At 71.7% G+C, this 20,034-nt stretch carries 11 protein-coding genes, 2 tRNA genes and 9 pseudogenes; 7 read left to right on the top strand and 15 right to left on the bottom strand.

Annotation, left to right across the window (positions count from 1 at the left end; all coding sequences use genetic code 11):
- Positions 1-1,029: pseudogene (locus tag ABD794_RS09480) on the bottom strand (phosphatase PAP2 family protein); the annotation flags it as partial.
- 563 nt (positions 1,030-1,592) lie between these two features.
- Here ABD794_RS09480 and ABD794_RS18780 point away from each other — a divergent pair.
- Together ABD794_RS18780 and ABD794_RS18775 are read left to right on the top strand one after the other, a co-directional pair.
- On the top strand, positions 1,593-1,799 hold the full coding sequence (locus tag ABD794_RS18780; RefSeq protein WP_425585977.1) for a histidine phosphatase family protein: 207 nt from the start codon (positions 1,593-1,595) through the stop codon (positions 1,797-1,799).
- A pseudogene (locus ABD794_RS18775) lies at positions 1,744-2,106 on the top strand (phosphoglycerate mutase family protein); the annotation flags it as partial. The gene ABD794_RS18780 and the pseudogene ABD794_RS18775, both read left to right, overlap by 56 nt.
- 134 nt (positions 2,107-2,240) lie before the next feature.
- On the opposite strand, the gene ABD794_RS19305 reads toward ABD794_RS18775, so the two are convergent.
- Positions 2,241-2,924 (bottom strand): NsdA family TPR-like regulatory protein, encoded by a 684-nt coding sequence (locus tag ABD794_RS19305; RefSeq protein WP_486389117.1) that lies wholly within the window; start codon positions 2,922-2,924, stop codon positions 2,241-2,243.
- Between ABD794_RS19305 and ABD794_RS19300 the strand changes: the two genes are divergently transcribed.
- The 3 genes and pseudogenes from ABD794_RS19300 to ABD794_RS09460 all read left to right on the top strand — a co-directional run bounded on the left by ABD794_RS19300 (position 2,866) and on the right by ABD794_RS09460 (position 5,223).
- On the top strand, positions 2,866-3,393 hold the full coding sequence (locus tag ABD794_RS19300; RefSeq protein WP_486389118.1) for a hypothetical protein: 528 nt from the start codon (positions 2,866-2,868) through the stop codon (positions 3,391-3,393). The genes ABD794_RS19305 and ABD794_RS19300 overlap by 59 nt on opposite strands.
- A gap of 487 nt (positions 3,394-3,880) precedes the next feature.
- Positions 3,881-4,339, top strand: a complete 459-nt coding sequence (locus tag ABD794_RS09465; protein ID WP_425585976.1) for a hypothetical protein — start codon at positions 3,881-3,883, stop codon at positions 4,337-4,339.
- A gap of 13 nt (positions 4,340-4,352) precedes the next feature.
- Positions 4,353-5,223, top strand: a pseudogene (locus ABD794_RS09460) (spermidine synthase).
- Between the two features lie 24 nt (positions 5,224-5,247).
- Here ABD794_RS09460 and ABD794_RS09455 read toward each other — a convergent pair.
- The 9 genes and pseudogenes from ABD794_RS09455 to ABD794_RS09415 form a co-directional block, all read right to left on the bottom strand.
- Positions 5,248-6,768: pseudogene (locus ABD794_RS09455) on the bottom strand (GH1 family beta-glucosidase).
- Between the two features lie 85 nt (positions 6,769-6,853).
- Positions 6,854-7,711: a carbohydrate ABC transporter permease gene (locus ABD794_RS09450; protein WP_344962318.1), complete on the bottom strand. Its 858-nt coding sequence runs from the start codon at positions 7,709-7,711 to the stop codon at positions 6,854-6,856.
- A 9-nt stretch (positions 7,712-7,720) separates the two neighbouring features.
- Positions 7,721-8,719, bottom strand: a complete 999-nt coding sequence (locus ABD794_RS09445) for a carbohydrate ABC transporter permease (protein WP_344962322.1) — start codon at positions 8,717-8,719, stop codon at positions 7,721-7,723.
- Complete coding sequence (locus ABD794_RS09440; protein ID WP_344962320.1) at positions 8,716-9,282, bottom strand: extracellular solute-binding protein; 567 nt, start codon at positions 9,280-9,282, stop codon at positions 8,716-8,718. Before ABD794_RS09440 ends, ABD794_RS09445 begins: the two co-directional genes overlap by 4 nt.
- A 232-nt stretch (positions 9,283-9,514) precedes the next feature.
- Positions 9,515-10,021 (bottom strand): annotated as a pseudogene (locus ABD794_RS09435) (extracellular solute-binding protein); the annotation flags it as partial.
- Between the two features lie 227 nt (positions 10,022-10,248).
- A tRNA-His gene (locus tag ABD794_RS09430) sits at positions 10,249-10,321 on the bottom strand.
- 107 nt (positions 10,322-10,428) lie between these two features.
- Positions 10,429-11,034, bottom strand: coding sequence for an oligoribonuclease (gene orn, locus ABD794_RS09425; RefSeq protein ID WP_344962317.1), 606 nt, complete (start codon positions 11,032-11,034; stop codon positions 10,429-10,431).
- Between the two features lie 5 nt (positions 11,035-11,039).
- Positions 11,040-12,386 carry a GlxA family transcriptional regulator gene (locus ABD794_RS09420; protein WP_344962315.1) on the bottom strand — a complete coding sequence of 449 codons (1,347 nt, stop codon included), beginning with the start codon at positions 12,384-12,386 and terminating at the stop codon, positions 11,040-11,042.
- A 367-nt stretch (positions 12,387-12,753) separates the two neighbouring features.
- Positions 12,754-13,113, bottom strand: coding sequence for a hypothetical protein (locus ABD794_RS09415; protein WP_344962313.1), 360 nt, complete (start codon positions 13,111-13,113; stop codon positions 12,754-12,756).
- Positions 13,114-13,552: 439 nt separating this feature from the next.
- Between ABD794_RS09415 and ABD794_RS09410 the strand changes: the two genes are divergently transcribed.
- Positions 13,553-14,074 (top strand): universal stress protein, encoded by a 522-nt coding sequence (locus ABD794_RS09410; protein ID WP_185946061.1) that lies wholly within the window; start codon positions 13,553-13,555, stop codon positions 14,072-14,074.
- Positions 14,075-14,365: 291 nt separating this feature from the next.
- Here the strand turns inward: ABD794_RS09410 and glmS are convergent.
- The 4 genes and pseudogenes from glmS to ABD794_RS09395 all read right to left on the bottom strand — a co-directional run bounded on the left by glmS (position 14,366) and on the right by ABD794_RS09395 (position 19,148).
- A pseudogene (gene glmS, locus ABD794_RS09405) lies at positions 14,366-16,225 on the bottom strand (glutamine--fructose-6-phosphate transaminase (isomerizing)).
- Between the two features lie 94 nt (positions 16,226-16,319).
- Positions 16,320-16,604, bottom strand: a pseudogene (locus tag ABD794_RS18770) (hypothetical protein); the annotation flags it as partial.
- A gap of 103 nt (positions 16,605-16,707) precedes the next feature.
- Positions 16,708-17,587 (bottom strand): annotated as a pseudogene (locus tag ABD794_RS09400) (DUF4429 domain-containing protein); the annotation flags it as partial.
- 1,473 nt (positions 17,588-19,060) lie between these two features.
- A tRNA-Leu gene (locus tag ABD794_RS09395) sits at positions 19,061-19,148 on the bottom strand.
- 199 nt (positions 19,149-19,347) lie between these two features.
- Between ABD794_RS09395 and ABD794_RS09390 the strand changes: the two are divergent.
- A pseudogene (locus ABD794_RS09390) lies at positions 19,348-19,771 on the top strand (DUF2254 family protein); the annotation flags it as partial.
- Between the last annotated feature and the right edge of the window lie 263 nt (positions 19,772-20,034).

The raw sequence follows: 20,034 nt of genomic DNA, 5'->3' as shown, positions 1-20,034 counted from the left end.
GGCCCCTCGCCCAGCTCGCGGTGAGAGCAGCCGGACCAGCTCCGCGCGCCGCGTCTGGCCTTGACCCGGGCCTCGAAGGCGTGCCGCGGGCGGAGGCGAACGGGACTCGGCCGAAGCGGCGGGGGAGCCCAGGGCCGGGCAGGGCGCGCCTGGTCGTGTGATCCCGGCGCCGTCAGCAGTCGCCCTCGGCGGCGGCAGCCCGGGTTGGCGGCCAGGGCGCGAGGGCGCGGCGTGCGAGCGGCCGCGGCGCGATCGCAGGCGGCCGACGCAAGCTCAGCGAGCCGCTGCCGCCAGACGCCGTCAGGGGCTGCTGTCCCCGGCGCGCGCCGCCGGGCGCTCTGCCGGGGGAACTCTGCTGGGATGTCCGCAGTGAACGGGGTCACCGGCGTCCGCCTCGGGCTGTGTCTCCGGCGCTGCCGTGCGCGACAGCGCTGTACGTGCCGAAGTCTCGCATCCGGCACTGACACGGGCGGGTGCCCCGGCGGTTTCCCCCGCCGGCCGCGTCGGCGGGGGGGGTCCGGGGCGAACCGGGTGCGCGGGCATCCGCTCGGCGAGCCGCAGCGCGGGCGGAAGGTGAGCAGCAGGCCGACGCCCATGACGGCGCGGTGCCCGGCGACGGCGTCCAGGAAGTAGTGGTTGGCGGTGCCCATCACCACCAGCGTGATGGCGAGCGGGTACGCGACGCCGGCGACCTTGACCCAGGCGCCGCGGCCGTACCGCCAGAGGACGGCGCCGCACCACAGGGCCCAGCCGACGTGCAGGCTGGGCATGGCGGCGTACTGGTTGGTGAGCCCGCCGAGCCCGCGCGGGGCGCTCGCGTCGCCAGCCCCACCAGCCGTCCGAGGAGTACTGCCGGCATCGTGTCGGTGAAGCCGTACACGTACGTCCAGCAGCCGGGGCGGGGCAGAGTGGGCAGCAGGTGAAGCCGACGAGACCGATGAGGGTCGAGATCATCAGCCAGGTGCGGACGCTTGCGGTAGTGCTCGGAGCGGCGCTGAAGATCCAGACCAGGATGGCCGGGGTGAGGATGTAGTGCAGGGAGGCGTACGCGAAGTCGGCGGGGACGCCGAGAGATGGCGTGGTACCGTGAAGAGCCGGTGAGCGGGTGCTCGAAATTTATATCGAAATCGCTTTTCGAGGTCGAGTATGGACAGACCGTGAATCGACCGCCGTCGCGACGTCCCCCCGCACGAGCAGACGACCCGCCGAGTACACCGCGTAGACGACGGCGATCAGCGGCAGTTCGCGTCCACCAGCGCGGCCGCTTACCGAGTGCTAGCGGTGCGGTACATCCGACGCTCTCCATGTGTTCAGGCGGCCAACAAGCGCGCATGCAACCGTACGGTGTACGCCACGTGCGACGCACACGCCCCGTGACTCACGGAAACGCCCGGTCACTCCCGGTTCGCTCCCGTGCGAGGGGCATGGGCACAAAGACGCCCGTTCGAGGCCCTGGGTTGCCCGGAGAGGCCGGTACGCCTGTTGCGCGAGTGGGTGATGATGGAACTCGTCATCGCTCCGCATTTGTGGTGGAAATCACCGGAAAGTCACCGAGGGTTTCCACCACCGAGATCTCCGAAGGGGTCCTCCCCATGGCACCGCGCATCCTGCTGGCCCGGCACGGACAGACCGAGTGGTCGCTGTCCGGCAAGCACACCGGCCGCACGGACATCCCGCTCCTCGACGAGGGCCGGCGCGGCGCGAAGCTCCTCGGCGAACGACTGCACGCGCCCCTGGAACGCGCTGCCCGGCGTCGAGGTCGCCACCAGCCCCCTCGTCCGCGCCAAGGAGACCTGTGAACTCGCCGGCTTCGGCGAGCGGGCGGCCGACTGGGACGCGCTGATGGAGTTCGACTACGGCGACTACGAGGGCATGACCCCCCGCCGAGATCAAGGCACAGCGCCCCGGCTGGCTCATCTGGCGCGACGGCGTCCCCGGCGGCGAGACCCTGGACGAGGTCGGGGCGCGGGCCGACGAGGTCGTCGCCTGGGCCCGCTCGGCGACCGCGACGTCCTGGTCTTCGCCCACGGCCCACATCCTGCGCGTGATCGCCGCGCGCTGGCTCGGCTACGACGTCTCCTTCCGCGGCGCGCATCCGCCTGGAGCCCGACGTCCCTCTCGGTCCTGGGCTGGGCCTACGGGGAGACGGCGATCGAGCGCTGGAACGGACACGGGGCACCTGGGGTAGGGGCGCCTCCCGGGGGAGTCCTACGCGGAAGCCCGCAGCCGCTGATGCCGCGTCAGGAACGAGGCGACGTGCGAATCGGCCCGGTGCGGACGGAGGCTCCGCACCGTCGAGCCGAGCATCCCCCGATCCGGGTCGACCGGACCTGCCGCAACAGGGCCAGCACCCGCTCCCCCGCCTCGGCGGCCGCCTCCGGCGCTCCGCCCTGCGCCAGATCGTCCGCCAACTGCGCCGTGTACAGCGCGATGTTGCGCGCGAAGTGCGGATCCGCCAGCGCCACAGCCCGCTCCCCGTGCGCCACCGCCCGCGGCCGGTCGCCGAGCGCGGACCAGCACTGCGCCTCCAGCCCCTCCAGCTCCGCCTCCCCGAAGAACGTCATCCACTCGGGGTCCGCGTCGCTCGGGCCCGGCCGAAGAGCGATCGCGCCCGCAGCAGCGCCGTCTCGCACGCCGCGCGGTCGCCGAGCCGGGACCAGCCGCCGGCCTCGGCGCAGGGCCAGCAGGGACATCAGCCGCGCCGAGCCGAGCCGGCGGCCCGCCTGCTGGGCGGCCTGCGCGGCCCGCACCGGCCTCCCGGGGGCCGCCCAGCGTCGCGGCGCCAGGAACGCCGTGTTGCAGAACGCGTGCGCCTCCAGCGCCGGGTCCCCCGCGAGCCGCGCGGGTCGCGAGCGCCTCCGCGTAGTGCGAGCGCGCGCGTCGGAGAACCGCCCCGAGTCGTGCGCCAGCCAGCCGACCGAGATCGCCAGCTCGCCCGCGCCCGCGTGCAGCCGGGTCGGCGACCGACCGTCGTCGCGTCTCCGCGTCGAGCAGGTCGTACGCCGCCCGCAGCGGCCGGGCCGCGCGCCGGTAGAGCGCGTCCGCGCCGTGCCGGTCGTCGAGCAGCCGGATGCGCCGGACGGCCTGCTCCACCGCGACGGCCTCCGCCTCGCCGGCGTGCCGGCGGGGCCGGGCGTCGGCGACGCCGGCCAGGGACACGGCGGCCACCGCCGCCGTGCCGCCCGTCATGAACGCGCGACGCGCAACACGTCGCTCTCCTCGTCGCTGGTGCCGCCGACGCCGGAGGTGCGGTCGTCGGCGGGGCTCTCGGTGTGTGTGCGGACGGCGCACCGCCCTTTTGCGCGCCCACCGTCCCCGTACGGCCGCCCTGGGCAGGAAGCCCATGTCCATGGGGTCCCGGCCGGGAACATGTGCCGGAAGACTCGCTCGTAGGCGTAGTTGGGGCAGCGGATCTCGCCGGACTCGACGCGCCCGATGTAGCGCGCGTCGCACGAGACCTGCTCGCCGATCTCCGCGCCGCGCGGCGCACCAGGGCGGCGAACTCCCCAGGTGAGCGCTGCCCGCGCAGCTGGCGGAAGGCGGTGTTGGGTCGTGGCGGACGAGGTGACGGGGACGTGTGGGGCGACGCCATGTCCGGGCCCTCTCCTGGCGACTGCCGCCCCGCCGGGTGCCGGGGCGGACGGTGGTGCTGCCGTGCGGCGGAGACGACCGTACCGGCTATGGTGAATCCAGTACGTCCGGTTTGCCTACAAAACGGATATCCCACTCGCCATCCGCCATGAACTGCCATCCTTTGTGACGGCGTGGCGCGTAGCCGTTGACGGGGGAGGGAAGTTGAACGGCGTGAGCGAGTGCCCGCCGACGGGGGACGCGGCGGCGGCGACAGATGCAGCGAAGCGTGGCGGAGGAGGCGTTTCCCTTGGCGGAAGCCGGAGTGGACATCGGCGGCTCGCGGACGGCGGCCGGCCCTTCACCAGCCGCGTCCCGGGCATGGTCCCGTCCCGCGCCCGGTCCGGGCGACGCCGGGCGAGGGCACGCCCTGCGACCTGGTGACCGTGCCCGCCCGGCAGGGCCTGGAGGCGGTGGACATCCTCCGGCTGCGCGACGGCGTCGGGCCCGTCCTGCACGACGGGGACTGCCACACCTCGGCTTCCTCGTGGCCGGCCGGCACCGCCGCCGCCTGGGACCTGCCCGGCAGCGCCTGCACCCAGGCGTACGGCCGGGCGCCCGCGCCGGCCGGCACGAGCCGCCCGTCACGGGCACGGGCTGGCTGGTCGCCCCGGACGCCGCGTTCTCCGAGGCCACCGATCCGGCCGTGCTCCGGGCGGCGCTCGGCGAGGCGGCCCGCACGATCGAGGCCGTCGACCGCTGCCGCTGAGGCGATAATCGCCGTGTGGCACGAGGAAAACAGAGGTCAGGGGCGCGGACGCGCCGCGGAGCCGGTCACCGCGCAGGTGGCGGGCGGGACGGCGGAGCTGGAGCCGGACCCCGACCGGCCGCGCGGCCGGACGCTGCTGATCGACCGGGCGCCCCAGTCCCATGTCGACCTCGACGACCCGACCCATCTGGAGTTCTCCTACCAGCGCCGGCTCGGCCACATCGCGGACCTGGTCGCCCCGCCCGGGAAGCCGGTCCAGGTGCTCCATCTCGGCGGGGGCGCCTTCACCCTGGCCCGCTACGTCGGCGCCACCCGGCCGCGGTCGGTCCAGTAGGTCGTCGAGATCGATGCGCCGCTCGTCGAGTTCGTACGCCGGGAGCTGCCGCTCGATCCCGCCTGGCGGATCCGGGTGCGCGGCGGGGACGCGCGGGCGGTCCTGGCCAAGGTGCCCGAGGACTGGGCGGACCTGATCATCGCCGACGTCTTCTCCGGCGCCCGGACGCCGGCCCATCTGACCAGTGCCGAGTTCGTCGGCGAGGTGCGGCGGGTGCTGCGGCCCGGCGGCTTCTACGCGGCCAACCTCGCGGACGGTCCGCCGCTCTCCATGTGAAGGAGCAGATCGCGACCGTGCGGACGGTCTTTCCCGAGCTGTGCCTGACGGCGGATCGGCGGTGCTGCGGGGAAAACGGTTCGGCAATGCGGTGCTGCTGGCGGCGGACCGTCCGCTGCCGGTCGCGGAGCTGACGCGCCGCTGCGCGACGGATCCGCATCAGGGCCGGGTCCAACACGGCCGGGAACTGGACGACTTCACGGGTGGGGCGCTGCCGGTCACGGACGCGAACGCGCGGCCGTCCCCGGAGCCGCCGCCGTCGGTTTTCCACTGAGGGGGTTGCCCCGGTCCCGCCCTTTCACCGTTTCCGCAGCAGCGCGCTGCGCGGTTTCGGGGTGTGCAGGGGGCGGAGCCCCCGCTTCCGCCCGGAGGGCGGACGGGGGCCGGGGCCTCCCCGGGAAACGGTGAAAGGGCGGGAACCGGGCACCCTCAACCCGCCGACGGCAACCGCCCCGTCCGCACCACATCCCGATACCACCACGCACTCGACTTCGGCGTACGCGCCCAACGTCCCATAATCCACGTACACCACCCCGAACCGCTTGCTGGTACCCGTACGCCCACTCGAAGTTGTCCAGCAGCGCGACCACACGAAGTACCCCCACACATCCGCCCCGTCCCCCAACGCCCGCAGCACCGCGTCCAGATGGCCGTGCAGGTAGGCGACGCGCTCGGGGTCGTGCACGACCCCCTTCCCGTCCGGACGAAGCTTGTCGTCGTATGCCGCCCCGTTCTCCGAGACGGCGAGCGGCAAGCCGGGCGCCTCGCGCGTGGAAGCGCATCAACAGCTCGTACAGACCGGACGGATCGACGGTCCAGTCCATCGCGGTCCGGGCGCCCGGTGGCTGGTGGAAGGCGACGCCTTGAGCCCCGGATACGCGGAGGCCCAGGTGAGGGGTGATTGGTCAGTGGCGGCTGATACCACTGACGGCGTGTAGTAGTTGATGCCCAGCCAGTCGAGGGGGTGCTTGATGACGTCCAGGTCGCCGTCGCGCACGAACGACCAGTCGGTGATCCCGGCCGTGTCCGCCAGCAGGTCGTCGGGGTATGCGCCGCGCAGCATGGGCCCCGTGAAGATACGGGTGGACAGCGCGTCGATGCGCCGCCGCGCGTCCAGGTCCCCCGGCGAAGTGGTCAGCGCCCGCACGTCGTTGGGGTTGAGGACGACGGAGATACGCGCCCGTCGGGGCAGGACGGCGCGCAGCGCCTGCGCCCCCAGCCCGTGTGCCAGGCTCAGGTGGTGGGCCGCGCGCAGGGCGGCCGCGTCGTCGGTGCGCCCGGGGGCGTGGACCCCGGCCGCGTAGCCCAGAAAGGCGCTGCACCAGGGCTCGTTGAGGGTGGTCCAGGATCCGACGCGGTCGCCCAGCGCCTCGCCGGTCAGGTGCGCGTAGTCGGCGAAGCGCCGCGCCGTCTCGCGCTCGGGCCAGCCGCCGGCCGACTCCAATTCCTGGGGGAGATCCCAGTGGTAGAGGGTCAGCACGGGCTGGATGCCGTGGGCGAGGAGGTCGTCGACGAGCCGCCGGTAGAAGTCGAGGCCGCGCTGCGACGCGGGGCCGCGCCCGGTGGGCTGGACGCGCGGCCAGGAGACGGAGAAGCGGTAGGCGCCGATGCCGAGGTCCGACATCAGCCGGACGTCCTCGCGGAAGCGGTGGTAGTGGTCGGTGGCGACGTCACCGGTGTCCCCGCCGTGCACCTTGCCGGGGGTCCGGCAGAAGGTGTCCCAGATGGAAGGGGTGCGGCCGCCTTCGTGCGCCGCCCCCTCCACCTGGTACGCGGCGGTGGCGGCGCCCCAGACGAAGCCGGGCGGGAAGGAGGTCATGGGCATGGAAGCACTCCGTGAGTGGGGGGAGGAGGGCCAAATGGAGGGGCAGGTGGAGGGGCAAGTGACAGCGGATGCACGGCGGTCAGCCCTTCACCGCGCCGCGCATGATGCCGCCCACGATGTGGCGGCCGAAGAGGGCGAGCACGAGCAGCAGGGGCAGCGTTCCCAGCAGCGCCCCCGCCATGACGACGGCCTGGTCGGGAACGTATCCACGGCCCAGCCCGGTGAGGGCGACCTGGACGGTCGGGTTGTCCTGGGTCAGCGCGATCACGGGCCAGAAGAAGTCGTTCCACGCCTGGACGAAGGAGAGCATTCCCAGCACGGCCATCGCCGGCCGGGCCACCGGCAGGACCACGTGCCGCACGATCCGCAGGCTGCTCGCCCCGTCCATCCGGGCGGCCTCGATCAGTTCGGTGGGCAGCGCCTCCGCCAGGTACTGCCGCATGAAGAAGACGCCGAACGCGCTGACCAGCGTGGGCAGGACGACGGTCTGCAGCCGGTCGGTCCACCCCAGCCGGGCCATGGTCATGAAGAGGGGGACGACGGAGAGCTGCGGGGGCACCATCATCGTGCCGACCACCGCGGCCAGCAGGACGTTCCTGAACCGGAAGCGCAGCTTGGCGAAGGCGAAGCCGGCGACGGTGCAGAAGAGTACGGTCCCCAGCGCGACGCTCCCGGCCACCAGCACGGTGTTCAGCACCGCGAGCCCCAGCCGGGCCTCGCCCCAGGCGATGTCCAGATTGCGGGCGAGGTGCGGGCCGAACCAGAGGGGCGGCGGGGTGTGCGCCAGCCGGGTGTTGTCGCGCGAGGCGGCGACGGCCGTCCACAGCAGGGGCAGCAGCGAGCCCCCGGTGAAGAGCACCAGCACCGCGTACGTGGCCGGCCCGGCGTGCAGTTGCCGTCCGGCCGCTCGTCCCCGGATGCCTCCCCGCGCGCGCACGGCGGCCCCTCACCCGTCCCCGCGCAGCCGGCGGGCGGCCAGCCCACCCGCCCCGGCGACCAGCAGCAGGATCAGGAACATGGCCCAGGCGACCGCCGCGGCGCGTCCCAGGTGGAAGCTGAACCAGCCCTGTTCGTACAGATACAGCCCCAGGGTCTGGAACTGGTGCGAGGCCCCGCCCTTCTGCCCGCCCGCCCCGCCGAACAGCAGCGGCTCGCCGAAGAGCTGGGTCGCCCCGATCGTGGAGACGACGACGGTGAAGAGGATCGTCGGCCGCAGCGCCGGCACGGTCACATGCCGGAACTGCCGCAGACGCGACGCCCCGTCCAGCGCCGCCGACTCGTAGAGCTCGTCCGGCACCGCCTGCATGGCGGCCAGGTAGATCAGCGCGTTGTAGCCCGTCCACCGCCAGACCACGATCGACGAGACGGCGATCCGTGCCGCCCAGGTGCCGTTCTGCCAGTCCACCGGCCCGAACCCGGCCAGCCCCAGCGCCCAGTTGACCATGCCGTAGTCCCGCCCGTAGAGGAGGACGAAGACCAGCGTGGCCGCGGCGATCGAGGTGGCGTAGGGGGCGAGCAGCGCGACCCGCCAGAAGGTCGCGGCGCGCAGCCGGTGGTGCAGCAGGTGCGCCAGCCCCAGGGCCATCAGCAGCTGGGGCACGGTCGACAGGACGCCGATGACCGCGGTGTTGCCCAGCGCGTTCCAGAAGAACGCGTCGTCCAGCAGCCGCAGATAGTTGTGCAGCCCGGTCCACCGCGCACGGTCCGGGGCGGTGAGCTCCATCCGGTGCAGCGAGGCCCAGCCGGTCCACAGGAGGGGGAAGATCCCGAATGCCGCGAAGAAGAGGAAGAACGGTGCCACGAAGGCGTAGGGGCTGTAGCGCACGTCCCAGCGGTGGCGGCGGCTGCGCCGGGCGGCGCGCCGGTCCGCCGTGCCGGGGCGCTCCTCCGGCCCGGGGTCCGCGGCGCCGGGCGGGCGTGCCGTCGTCGCGGGCGCGGCCGTCATTCGTCCACCGCGTTCTCGATCTCCTGCTGCACCGCCGCCCAGGCCGCCTCCGGCGCCCTGCCCTGCTGCTCGACCTGCGGGATGCCGACGTCGGTGAACGCGGTCCCGATCTGCTGCTCCCGGGGTCCGGTCACCAGCGTGGGGGCCCGGCCGGCCGCCGCGGCGAAGATCTCGGCGACGGGCGCGCCGCCGAAGTAGGCGTTGCGGGCGCCCCGGAGCTGCGGCATGGCGTACGAAGCGGGGGTGGAGGGGAAGCTGGCCTGCCGTTCGAAGAGCCGGGCCTGCTGCTCGGGCGCGGTCAGCCAGGCGGCGAGGGCGACGGCGGCGGCCCGGTGCCGGGCCGCCCTGGGCACGGTGAGGAAGGAGCCGCCCCAGCTGGCGGGCCGGGGCGCGGCGGCCACGTCCCACGTGCCGTGGCCCGCGTCCCCGGCCTTCTCCTTGATGTAGCCGAGCATCCACGGCGGGCAGGCGACGGTGGCGAAGCGCCCGTTGGCGTACGCCTGGTCCCAGGGCTTCTCGAACTGCTTGAGCCGCGCGGTCAGTCCGTCGCGGGCCGCCCGCACGGCGAGGTCCCAGGCGGTGCGGACGGCCGGCCCCGCCGGTGTACAGCGGATGCCCGGCGCGGTCGTAGTAGCGCTCGGGATAGCCGTGGATGGCGGCGTTGTAGATCCCGGCGGCCGAGTCGGTGAAGACGGTGCCCGCGGGGGCGTGGTCCCGGTAGGTCCGGCCGACGGCGAGGTACTTGTGCCAGTCGCCGGCCCAGAGCCGGCCGACGGCCTCCCGTTCGGTGGGCAGCCCGGCCTGCCGGAAGAGGTCCTTGCGGTAGCAGACGGCGATCGGTCCGATGTCCGTGCCGAGCCCGACGGTCCTGCCGTCGGGGGCGGTGGCCTGGGCCCACTTCCACGGGAGCCAGGCGTCCGCGCGGACCCCGGGTGCGCGGGACAGATCGGTGAGCCGGTCGCCGAGGTCCCGGGCGAGGTCGTGGACGTTGCCGACCTCGACGGCCTGGACGTCGGCCAGCCCGCCGCCGGTCACCAGGTGGGTGAGGAACTGGGGGTAGTAGGTGTCGTTGCGCTCGATCACGCTTTCCTTGATCCGGATCCCGGGGTGCAGCCGCTCGTACTCGGCGTAGAGCCCGGCCTGCTTGAAGCCGAAGACCCCGAAGGTGCCCACGGAGAGCGTGGTCCGCCCGTCGTCCCCGTCCCCGGCGCAGCCGGTGAGCGCCCCGGCGGCGAGCAGGGCGGCAGCGGCGAGGGCCACCACCGTCCGGCGCCGCCGCCGGCCGTGCGCGCTGGTGTGCATGCGTCCTCCAGGACGGGCCGGGCATGCGGGGAGTGCGGCAGGGGTGCTTCCGGATCTGTGCTGGAAACTCTGCCGCAAGCTGGCGGAGTGTCAAGGACGCGCCGCGCTGCGGCGGCGGGGGCGTCCGGGGGCGCGCTCCGGCGTGTCGGTGTGCGGGGCGGGAGCGGAGGGGGCACAACGCCGAGGGCCCGGCCTGCTTTCGCAGACCGGGCCCTCGGGTCGATCAGGGTGAGTAACGGGACTCGAACCCGCGACATCCTGGACCACAACCAGGTGCTCTACCAGCTGAGCTATACCCACCACGTCCGGCGTTTGTTTCCGTGTTTCCCACCGGCCGAGAAAAAGTGTACAGGGTCCGGAGGGGTGCTCGCTCCCGGCTTTCGCCGAACCGGGAGCGAGCTACGTCACTATCCCTGAACAGGCAGGACGTGCTTGGCCGCGATCGCCTTCGCGGTGTCGGAGTCCGGGCCGGGCTGCGGGACGAAGACCGCCTCCCGGTAGTAGCGGAGCTCGGCGATCGACTCGCGGATGTCGGCGAGCGCCCGGTGGTTGCCGCTCTTCTTCGGGCTGGCGAAGTACGCCCTCGGGTACCAGCGGCGGGACAGCTCCTTCACCGACGAGACGTCGACGATGCGGTAGTGCAGGTGCCCCTCCAGCTCGGGCATGTCCCGCAGGAGGAAACCGCGGTCCGTGCTGACCGAGTTTCCGCACAGCGGGGCCTTGCCCGGCTCCGGGACGTACTCGCGGATGTACGCCAGGACCTGCCGCTCCGCCTCCTCGAGCGTCGTCCCGCCGTCCAGCTCGGCGAGCAGCCCGGAGGCCGTGTGCATCTGGCGCACCACCTCGGGCATGGTGGTGAGGGCCTCGGCGGGCGGGCGGATGACGATGTCCACACCGTCGCCGAGGATGTTCAGCTCGGAGTCGGTGACCAGGGCGGCCACCTCGATGAGCGCGTCGGACGACAGCGAGAGCCCGGTCATCTCGCAGTCGATCCACACCATGCGATCGTTCATGGGGCTCACCCTACGGGGCGTTCCCGCTGGCCGGGCAGGTGAGGGCTGTAGAGGTCGGATTCCGGTTTGCCCGGTTCCACCGGGTTCGTTCCATGACCGATGCCGTGGCCCACCGGTAGCCCGTGCCCGGTGTGTCCACCGTGCCCGTGGTGCCGGTCGCCGCCGAGCGGTGCGCCGGTGACGGCGTGCGCGGCGGCCAGGGCGGCGCTCCGTCTCATGCTCATGACCGACGGCTCCCCGGACCGGGGCTCGACGGGCTCCGTCCCCGGGAAGCGCTCACCCCGTTCCGTACGGTCCGCCCGCTCGGGGCGGTCCGGCCGGCCGTCGGGTCCGCCCTGCGGCCGCCGTGCCCGGTAGGCCGCCCGGTAGGCGGCCGGGGAGGACCCCAACTGGCGGCGGAAGTGGCCGCGCAGGGCGACGGGCGACCGGAAACCGCAGCGCCCGGCGACCTCGTCCACGGAGTAGTCGGAGGTCTCCAGCAGCCGTTGGGCCTGGAGCACCCGCTGGGTGATCAGCCACTGGAGCGGCGCACTGCCGGTGAGCGAGCGGAACCTGCGGTCGAAGGTGCGGCGGCTCATATAGGCGCGGGCGGCCAGGGTCTCCACGTCGAACTGCTCGTGGAGGTGCTCCAGCGCCCAGGCGACGACCTCGGCGAGCGGGTCGGCGCCGATCTCCTCGGGTAAAGAACGGTCGAGGTAGCGCTCCTGCCCGCCGCTGCGGCGCGGGGGCACGACGAGCCGGCGGGCCAGGGCCCCCGCCGCGTCGGCGCCGTGGTCGGTGCGGACGATGTGCAGGCACAGGTCGATGCCCGCGGCGGTGCCCGCCGAGGTCAGGACGTCACCGTCGTCCACGAAGAGCTCCCTGGGGTCCACGTGGACCGAGGGGTAGCGCTTGGCGAGCGTCGGCGCGTACATCCAATGGGTCGTGGCGGGTCTGCCGTCGAGCAGTCCCGCGGCTGCCAGTACGAAGGCACCGGTGCACAGCCCGACGATGCGGGCGCCCTCCTCGTGGGCCCGGCGCAGTGCGTCGAGGGCGGCCGGCGGCGGTGGCTGGGTGATGGACCGCCAGGCCGGTACGACGACGGTGCCGGCCCTGGAGAGCGCCTCCAGGCCGTACGGTGCGGTCAGTTCCAGACCGCCGGTCGTTCGCAATGGCACATCTTCGCCCGCACAAACCAGCAGGCGGTAGCGGGGAACTCCGGCGTCCTGCCGGTCGATCCCGAATACGGAGAGCGGAATGGAGCTTTCGAAGATCGGGCCGCCACTGAACAGCAATACGGCGACGATCTCCCGGCGGCGGCGTCCGGAGAGCTTGCGCACGGTCTCCGGTACGGTCGTGGAGTCCTGGCTCATGGCGCTAAGCCCCCCTCGGCGGTCGAGTCCTCTCGGTCCTGCACGTTTCCCCTCGGTCCTGAACGGTTCCCCCGCCGGTCATGGCCAAGATCGAATCTACTGTGTCGGATGTAGTCGCGGTGACCAGTTCACCACCCGGCTCTATGTCGACATGACAACTTGGCGCGAAGCGTTCGATCACGAAGCGTTGCACTTGCAGGCCCCGGTGAAAAGTACGCCTCTCGCCACTGCCCAATCCCCGTAGGGTGCAACCGCCCTCAGCGGTCCTTTCCTTGCTGGTCGCCCGGCTGTTGGGGGCTGGTCAGGCCAAGCGAGGGCCTTCGGCCTGAAGTTGGCCGAAAACATACGGGTGTCGTCGTACAAAAAATCAGTCGAGGGGCGTACTGGTGCCCGCGTGCCGGGAGCCGCGGTGCGTACCGCTCCCCGTACGGCCGTGCCGGCCGCGGTGCGGTACGGCCTGTTCCACGGGCCCGCTCGCCAGCCGTCCGGTGCGGACGGCGCGCCCGGCCGCGCGCTCGGACCGGCGCAGCAGGGCCCGGCAGGCGCAGGTGACCGCGACCAGCCCGGCCGCGCTGCCGGCGGCGCCGCCGAAGGACTGACCGCACATCAACAGCACGACGGGCACCAGGGCGCAGCTGAACGCCGCCCAGCGCACCACGTCGCTCACCGGATCGGGCGATTCCCTCACGGTGTCGTCGTCCTGTGCGTCATCACGGGTTCCGGGCACGGAGCGGCTCCCTGGCGGCGGCTGCTGGCGGTAGTACAACGCCGGCCGGGCGTGTGGGTCACTGGGGCAGTGGGCAGGGGTAGGGCCAAGGGGGCATTGCGCTCCGGGCGGCCCTCGTGCATGCTCCGGGGAACGCTCACCCGTCAGCCGTCACACCCGTCGAGGGGGACTCCGAGTGCCGAGCACCGTCCGCCGGGGGTCCGCCGGCCCCGGGGCCGTCCGGCGTCGGCCGGCTCCTTCCGGCCGCTGTCGGAGGTCAGGACCCTGGGCACCCGTCGTGCGGGGCTTTACCCTGGGGGGTAAGCCCTTGAAAAGATGAATCCCGGACGGATTTTTGTCGCCGTTCTGACGCCGGCCGCCCCGGTGCGGAACACGGCGCGACCCGCAAGTCAGCCCACCGACGCCCCTCCGTACGAGGACTCCCTTCGCCGAGACACCGATGGCCGGTCACGAATTCTCCGAACCCGCGGACCGCAAGCGGATCGCCGATCAGACGGCGCTTCCCGAAGCGGTGGAAGAAACACGTCATTCCTGCGATCCGGCGTTCCAGCACGGCGTCGTGGTGGGCTTCGACGGCTCGACTTCGAGCGAGCGGGCGCTTGCGTATGCAATCGGCATGGCCCGGCGCTCCGGCTCCGGGCTGATCATCGTTCATGTGGCCAACCGGCTGCCGACGACCGTCTGGGCGGGCTGTGAGCCGCCGGTCTTCGTGGACGTCCCGGACCACCGCACCGAGGTGCTGGGGCTGGAGCTGGCCTGCGCCGACCATCTCTCCGAGGTGCCCTGGATCCTGGTCGAGCGCGGCGGCGACATCTGCCACGAGCTGGAGGAGGTCGGGCGCGAGTACGCGGCCGACGCGATCGTGGTCGGCTCCACCCACGGCATCGTCGGCCGTATCTTCGGCTCGGTCGCGGGGCGGCTGGCGCGCCGGGCGCAGCGGCCCGTCGTCGTCATCCCGTAACGGGGCATCCGCGACGCGATGCGCTGCGGCGCAGCATCAACTCCCGCTGTCTGTACGGGTGATGCTGCGGTTCAAACTTTGACGCCCCGTGCAATCTACTCATGCGTAGGAGTGCATAGCGCCTCGCCCGCGGGTATCTGACGGGCAGACCCTGCTGCCGGGCGGGAGGTGACGGTTCCCGGGACCGGCGGCATCACCGCCGGCGTGAGGGCGACGCCGGCACCGGGGAGGCGGTCTCCCTGCGCGTTCGGTGGCACGCGCGGGGAGAACCGTCCCTTCGGAGGCCGAGGACTACTCGACCGTCACGGACTTCGCGAGGTTGCGCGGCTTGTCGATGTCGCGGCCCATCGCCTTGGCCGTGTAGTAGGCGAACAGCTGGAGCGGGATGCCCATCAGGATCGGGTCCAGCTCGTCCTCGTTCTTCGGCACGACGATGGTGTGGTCGGCCTTCTCCTGCTCCTGGTGCGCGACGGCGAGGATGCGGCCGCTGCGGGCCTTGATCTCCTCCAGCGCGGCGCGGTTCTTCTCCAGCAGGTCGTCGGTCCGGGACGATCGCCACGGTCGGCATCGCCGGGCTCGATCAGGGCCAGCGGGCCATGCTTGAGCCGGAGGCCGGGTAGGCCTCGGCGTGGATGTACGAGACCTCCTTGAGCTTCAGCGAGGCCTCGCGGGCCACCGGGTAGCCCCGGACACGGCCGATGAACATCATCGACTTGGCGTCCGCGTACTCCGCGGCCAGCTTCTCGATCTGCGCCTCGTTCGCCAGGATCTCCTCGATCTGGCCGGGCAGCTTGCGCAGGCCCTCGATGATCCGCTTGCCGTCGGCGACGGACAGGTCGCGGGTGCGGCCCAGGTGCAGGGCGAACAGGCCGAAGGCGACCACCATGTTGGTGAACAGCACTTGGTGGAGACGACGCAGACCTCGGGGGCCGGCGTGCACGTACATGCCGCCGTCCGGTCTCCCCGGGCGATCGCGGAACCGACCACGTTCACCAGACCAGGACGCGGGCGCCCTTGCGCTTGAGCTCCTGGACGGCGGCGAGCACGTCGTAGGTCTCACCGGACTGCGACACCGCGATGTAGAGGGTGTCGGGGTCCACGACCGGGTTGCGGTAGCGGAACTCGGAGGCCGGCTCGGCGTCGGCGGGGATCCGGGCCAGCTTCCTCGATCATCTGGGCGCCGATCTGGCCGGCGTGGTACGAGGTGCCGCAGCCCAGGATCTTCACCCGGCGCACGGGCGCGGGCGTCGCGGGCGTCCAGGTTGAGACCGCCCAGGTGCACGGTGGAGAAGCGGTCGTCGATGCGGCCGCGCAGGGCGCGGTCCACGGCGTCGGCCTGCTCGTGGATCTCCTTGTGCATGTACGTGTCGTGGCCGCCCATGTCGTACGACTCGGCCTCCCACTCCACGGTGGTCGGCTGGGCCGAGGTGGAGGAACCCTCGGTGGTGTAGGTGCGGTAGTCGTCGGCCTTCAGGGTGGCCATCTCGCCGTCGTCCAGGGTGACGACCTGGCGGGTGTGGCTGACCAGGCGCGGCGACGTCGGAGGAGACGAACATCTCCTTCTCGCCGATGCCGAGCACGACCGGGGAGCCGTTGCGGGCGACGACGATGCGGTCCGGGAAGTCCGCGTGCAGCACGGCGATGCCGTAGGTGCCCTCGATGTGCCGCAGTGCCTCGCGGACCTTCTCCTCCAGCGTGCCGGCCTCGGAACGGCCGATGAGGTGGGCGAGGACCTCGGTGTCGGTGTCCGGAGACGAAGGTGATGCCCTCGGCCGTCAGCCGGGCGCGCAGCTCGGAGGCGTTGTCACGATGATGCCGTTGTGGACCACCGCAGACGGTCTCGGCGCCGTCCATGTGCGGGTGGGGCGTTGGGAGGGAAATCGTTTGGGCGCGCCGTGGTGGCACCATGCGCGGTGTGGCGATGCCCGGTGCTGCCGCTGAAGCGCTTGGGGAGCGGGCACTCCGAGCTCGCGGACGCGGGCCCTTGGCCTTGGCGGTACTCAGTAGGCCAGGCCGTCTAGAAGTTGCCGCTTCGCGTGCAGGGCGATGCCGGCGGAGTCGTAGCGCGGTACTCCAGGCGCTGCAGGCCCTCCAGCAGCAGCGGGGCGACGTCGCGCTTGCACTGACTATGTAACCGACGATTCCACACACATGGTGCGGTCCCTCCTACCAGGACAGAGTTCATGGATGCTCTGCGGCGGCAGGAGCCGCGTTGCGCCGTGGTCCGGCGCGGCCGTGCGCTCAAGCCGTAGACCATGCGGCGCAGCATGGCGCAGGGAGAGTTCGCGGTGGCGCCACCGGCGCGGGCGCAGCTCGGCGAGATCCTGGCGAAGATCTCGGCGTGTGGTCAGACCGCGCTGCCTGTGCAGTTCGCGGTGGCGGCGGGACAGAGGGAACTCACTCGGCGTCTCGTCGAAGTACGCCAGGGACGTCCAGGACCACCCGGGCGGCCTCGCCGCGCTGAAGCGGCGTGCTGTGCTCGCACAGGTGGTCAACCAGGTCGTCATGGGACGCTACGGCGTTCGAGCACCCGTCGATACTGAGGGGTGGGAGCGCCTTTCGCAAAGAATCCTGCACGAATTCGGGCAGGCCCTCTGGTGAGGGGTGGGGGATTTGGTCAGAAACGCTGGAGGAATTGCCTGCTTCGCGGCGGCGAAATCCTCATCACGGTGAGGACCCCGGAGTGATGCAGCTCACCCAGCTCGGCAGCCGGCGCAGCAGGGTGTCGTGGTCGTCGGCCGGGGTGCCCGGTGGCGGGGAGCGCGGGCGCCTCGACGGGCTCGGGCCGTGGAGCCGTCGCCCACCCCGGTCCGCGGTCGGGTGCGGCAGGCGGGCCACGACGGCGGCGCCCACCAGGGCCATCAGTCCGTCCTTCTTGAAGCCGTAGAGCTCGATCGCGTTGGGGTCGTACTTGGGGCGGGCCTTGGTGGGCGAGCCCTGGACCTCGAAGCGCAGATAGCCGTTCTCCAGGCCGACGCCGGGCAGCCACTCCACGGCGCGGATGTCGGAGAGCGGGAACTCGCGCGGGCCGCCGGAGCCCTTTCCGTCGTCGGTGAGCCAGTTCCACTCCAGGCGGACGCGCTCGCCGTCGAAGGAGGCCGTGCCGTCCCCGGCGCCGGCGGACACCGGGACGGCGGGGCCGGGCAGCAGATAGCGGTCGGCCGGGCCCTCGGGCACCTGCTCCAGCAGCAGGGCCGTGCGGACCTCCTCCGCGAAGTACTCGGCGACGCCGGAGCGGTCGGGCTCCGTCCGCAGTTGGTACGGATCGGCGGCGTCCGACAGCCGGCCGCGGGTCACCTGCGAGAGCGGGTCCGCGCCGTCGCGCAGCCGCAGCCTCAGCCGGCCTCCCTTGCGGCCCGGCTCGAAGGCGATGCCGGCGACGGCGGCCAGGGGAACGGTCAGCTCGCCCAGGGTTTGGCGGACCAGGTGCACCCCGCGCTCCCGGCCCGGGACGATCCGTATGGTGCTGCCGTCGAACGTCCAGGTGCCGTCTGTCTGGAAGATCTCTGCCATGGGGGAATTCTCGCAGGGGCGGGGGCGGCGCGTGGGGCCGGACGAGGGCGTCCGGCCCCACGCGGGGTCAGCCCGCCATGCCACTCGCGGGCGATCAGCATCCGAGGACCTCGCGTGGTGACCTCCCGATCTCCACTATGCGATGGATATATGGCCTTACTCAGTCCGCGCCCACTACATTGCCCACAGGTGCCAGAAACGGTGTACATTCAGTTTCACTGACACACAGCCGCGTAGCCGCGACCGGTGGACTGGGTGGACCTCCCGGGCCGCTATGTCCCACACCGCGATCGTCCGAAGGAGTCAGACGCCGCTTTGAGCGAGCGCGGCCTGCCTTGTGGTCATAAAGACCCATTGAATGAGCTAGGCAAATATCGCACGGACAACGCATGCTACGGCAAGCCACGCGAAGGCGCTGCGTCGCGCACCAGGCGAGCCGTGGCCGTGTGACAGTCACCGAACCTAATGTCGTAGCACACTGTCACGGCGCATCCCTTGAACTGATGGCCTGGTTATGGCCAGCGATCGGCCGCCCGAAGGACCTGCCGGGTCCGCGCGTATCACGCCAGCGAAATCGTCCACAAAGCCTGGGCGAGGCCGGTGGCCAGGGGCCCGACGATGTGGCAGCATCCGGCCCCTCGTCTCGCCGTCCTAGTAGCTGTTCTTGTCTGGGGATGCGCAGGAACTGCTGCGACCGTAGCAGACTTGGCCAGTGGCCGCGTATCCACCGCGCCCCCACGGCCCGCCAATACGCATCCAGGTTCCGGCGCAGTGTGGTCAGAAACGGAACACTACGCGGATCCCGTCGGGTTAGGAAGGACACGACAGTCTGTAGGCAGGTGCTCGCCGAGGCGGTCCATCATGCCGCAGCCATTGGAGTAGGCGGGCGCGGGCCACGTGAGCCGGGGGGTGCCCGACGGCACGATGATCGAGGAGCCCCCCTATCGGCTGCGGAAGCGACCAAGGACGGGCATGACAACGCGGCCTTCCGACTTGGACCAGTCCGCGATGACGCCCGCGAGCGGCAAAAGCAGCGGCAGGAGGGCGAGCGGGAGCGCCTTGGGGGCTGAGTGGATCACGACCTGGCGTTCAAGCTCTACCAGGGTAAGGCCGACGACCCCAGGACCCTGAGAAGGTCTCCGCCCGGTGGCGGACGCTGCGGACCCGGCTGAAGCTCCCGGACGGCTTCCGTATCCACGACTGGCGGCACAGCAAGGTCACGAACGATCTGGAGGCCGGGGAGAACCCCGTCGAGGTCTCCGCGAATGTCCGGCACCCACTCGCCGGGCTACACGATGGCCCGGTACGGGCACTCACGTAAGGACGGAGCGCGGAAGCTCGCCGCCTCCGGAGCGGGCCGGATCGGCCTGTCTGCCCTGGTCTAAAGGCATGATCACTGGGCCGTTGGTCACGTGGTTGGTCACGCCACTGCCCAGGAAACAGAAAAACCCCAGATGAAACTGGGGTCTCTGCTGGTGTCCGAGGGGGGACTTGAACCCCCACGCCCGATAAAGGGCACTAGCACCTCAAGCTAGCGCGTCTGCCATTCCGCCACCCGGACCAGGTGTTTGTCTCTGCGGGGCGTTCCCCGCGGCGACATGGATAACTCTATCAAGGTTTCGGAGTGCCTTTCACCAGGGATTTCCTCCCGGACATAAGGTCTGTTTATGGGCAATGACGGACATTCCCCGGCGCCGGCCGTCCCGGAACCCCACCCGGAGGCCCCCGCACCCGCTCCCACCAGGCGCGTTCCCCGTCCGCTGTCCCCACTGCGGGAGCATCTGCGGGACACCTTCTGGTTCACGCCGACGCTGGGGCTGGCGGGGGGCCGTGGTGGGGGCGGTGGTCGTGCTGGTGGTGGACGAGCTGTACGTCGGGATGCTCCAGGAGGACGGGGACTACGACACCGTCGCCTCGCTCATCAAGATCGCCAACGATGCGCGGACGATCGTCTCGACCGTCGGCTCGGCGATGCTCACCTTCATCGGTGTGGTCTTCTCGATCTCGCTGGTCGCGCTCCAGATGGCCAGTGGCCAGTTTTCGCCCCGCGTCGTCCGGCTCTACGTGCGCAGCCGGATCACCAAGTGCACCTTCGCCGTGTTCCTGGCGACGTTCCTGTTCGCGCTGCTGGTGCAGGCGTCGTACGAGGGGGAGACCGATCCCCGGAAGTACTCACACACACCGTTTGCGGCTCGCTCCCAGCGCGCATGCCTGCTCGACACAGGCTGAACGGCTGGTAGCTGGGAGGACCTGTGGGGCTTGTTCATCGCCGCTAGTGTGAAATCCACCGCGCCACGGGAGACCGCCTAGTACGCTTCGATGCGGGATAATAGCCATGTCATCCGAACTCGTGAGTCACGCAGGGACTGGTCAGCTGACCCGTCGGTGCTGGCCTGTGACAACACCATCGCCACGAGTTTGGCGGCTAGCGGGAGGCCCCCCCGGCA

The sequence above is a fragment of the Streptomyces thioluteus genome, from assembly GCF_039535865.1.
Note: the sequence above shows the minus strand (reverse complement) of the source record. Positions and strands in the feature narration are given on the sequence as shown.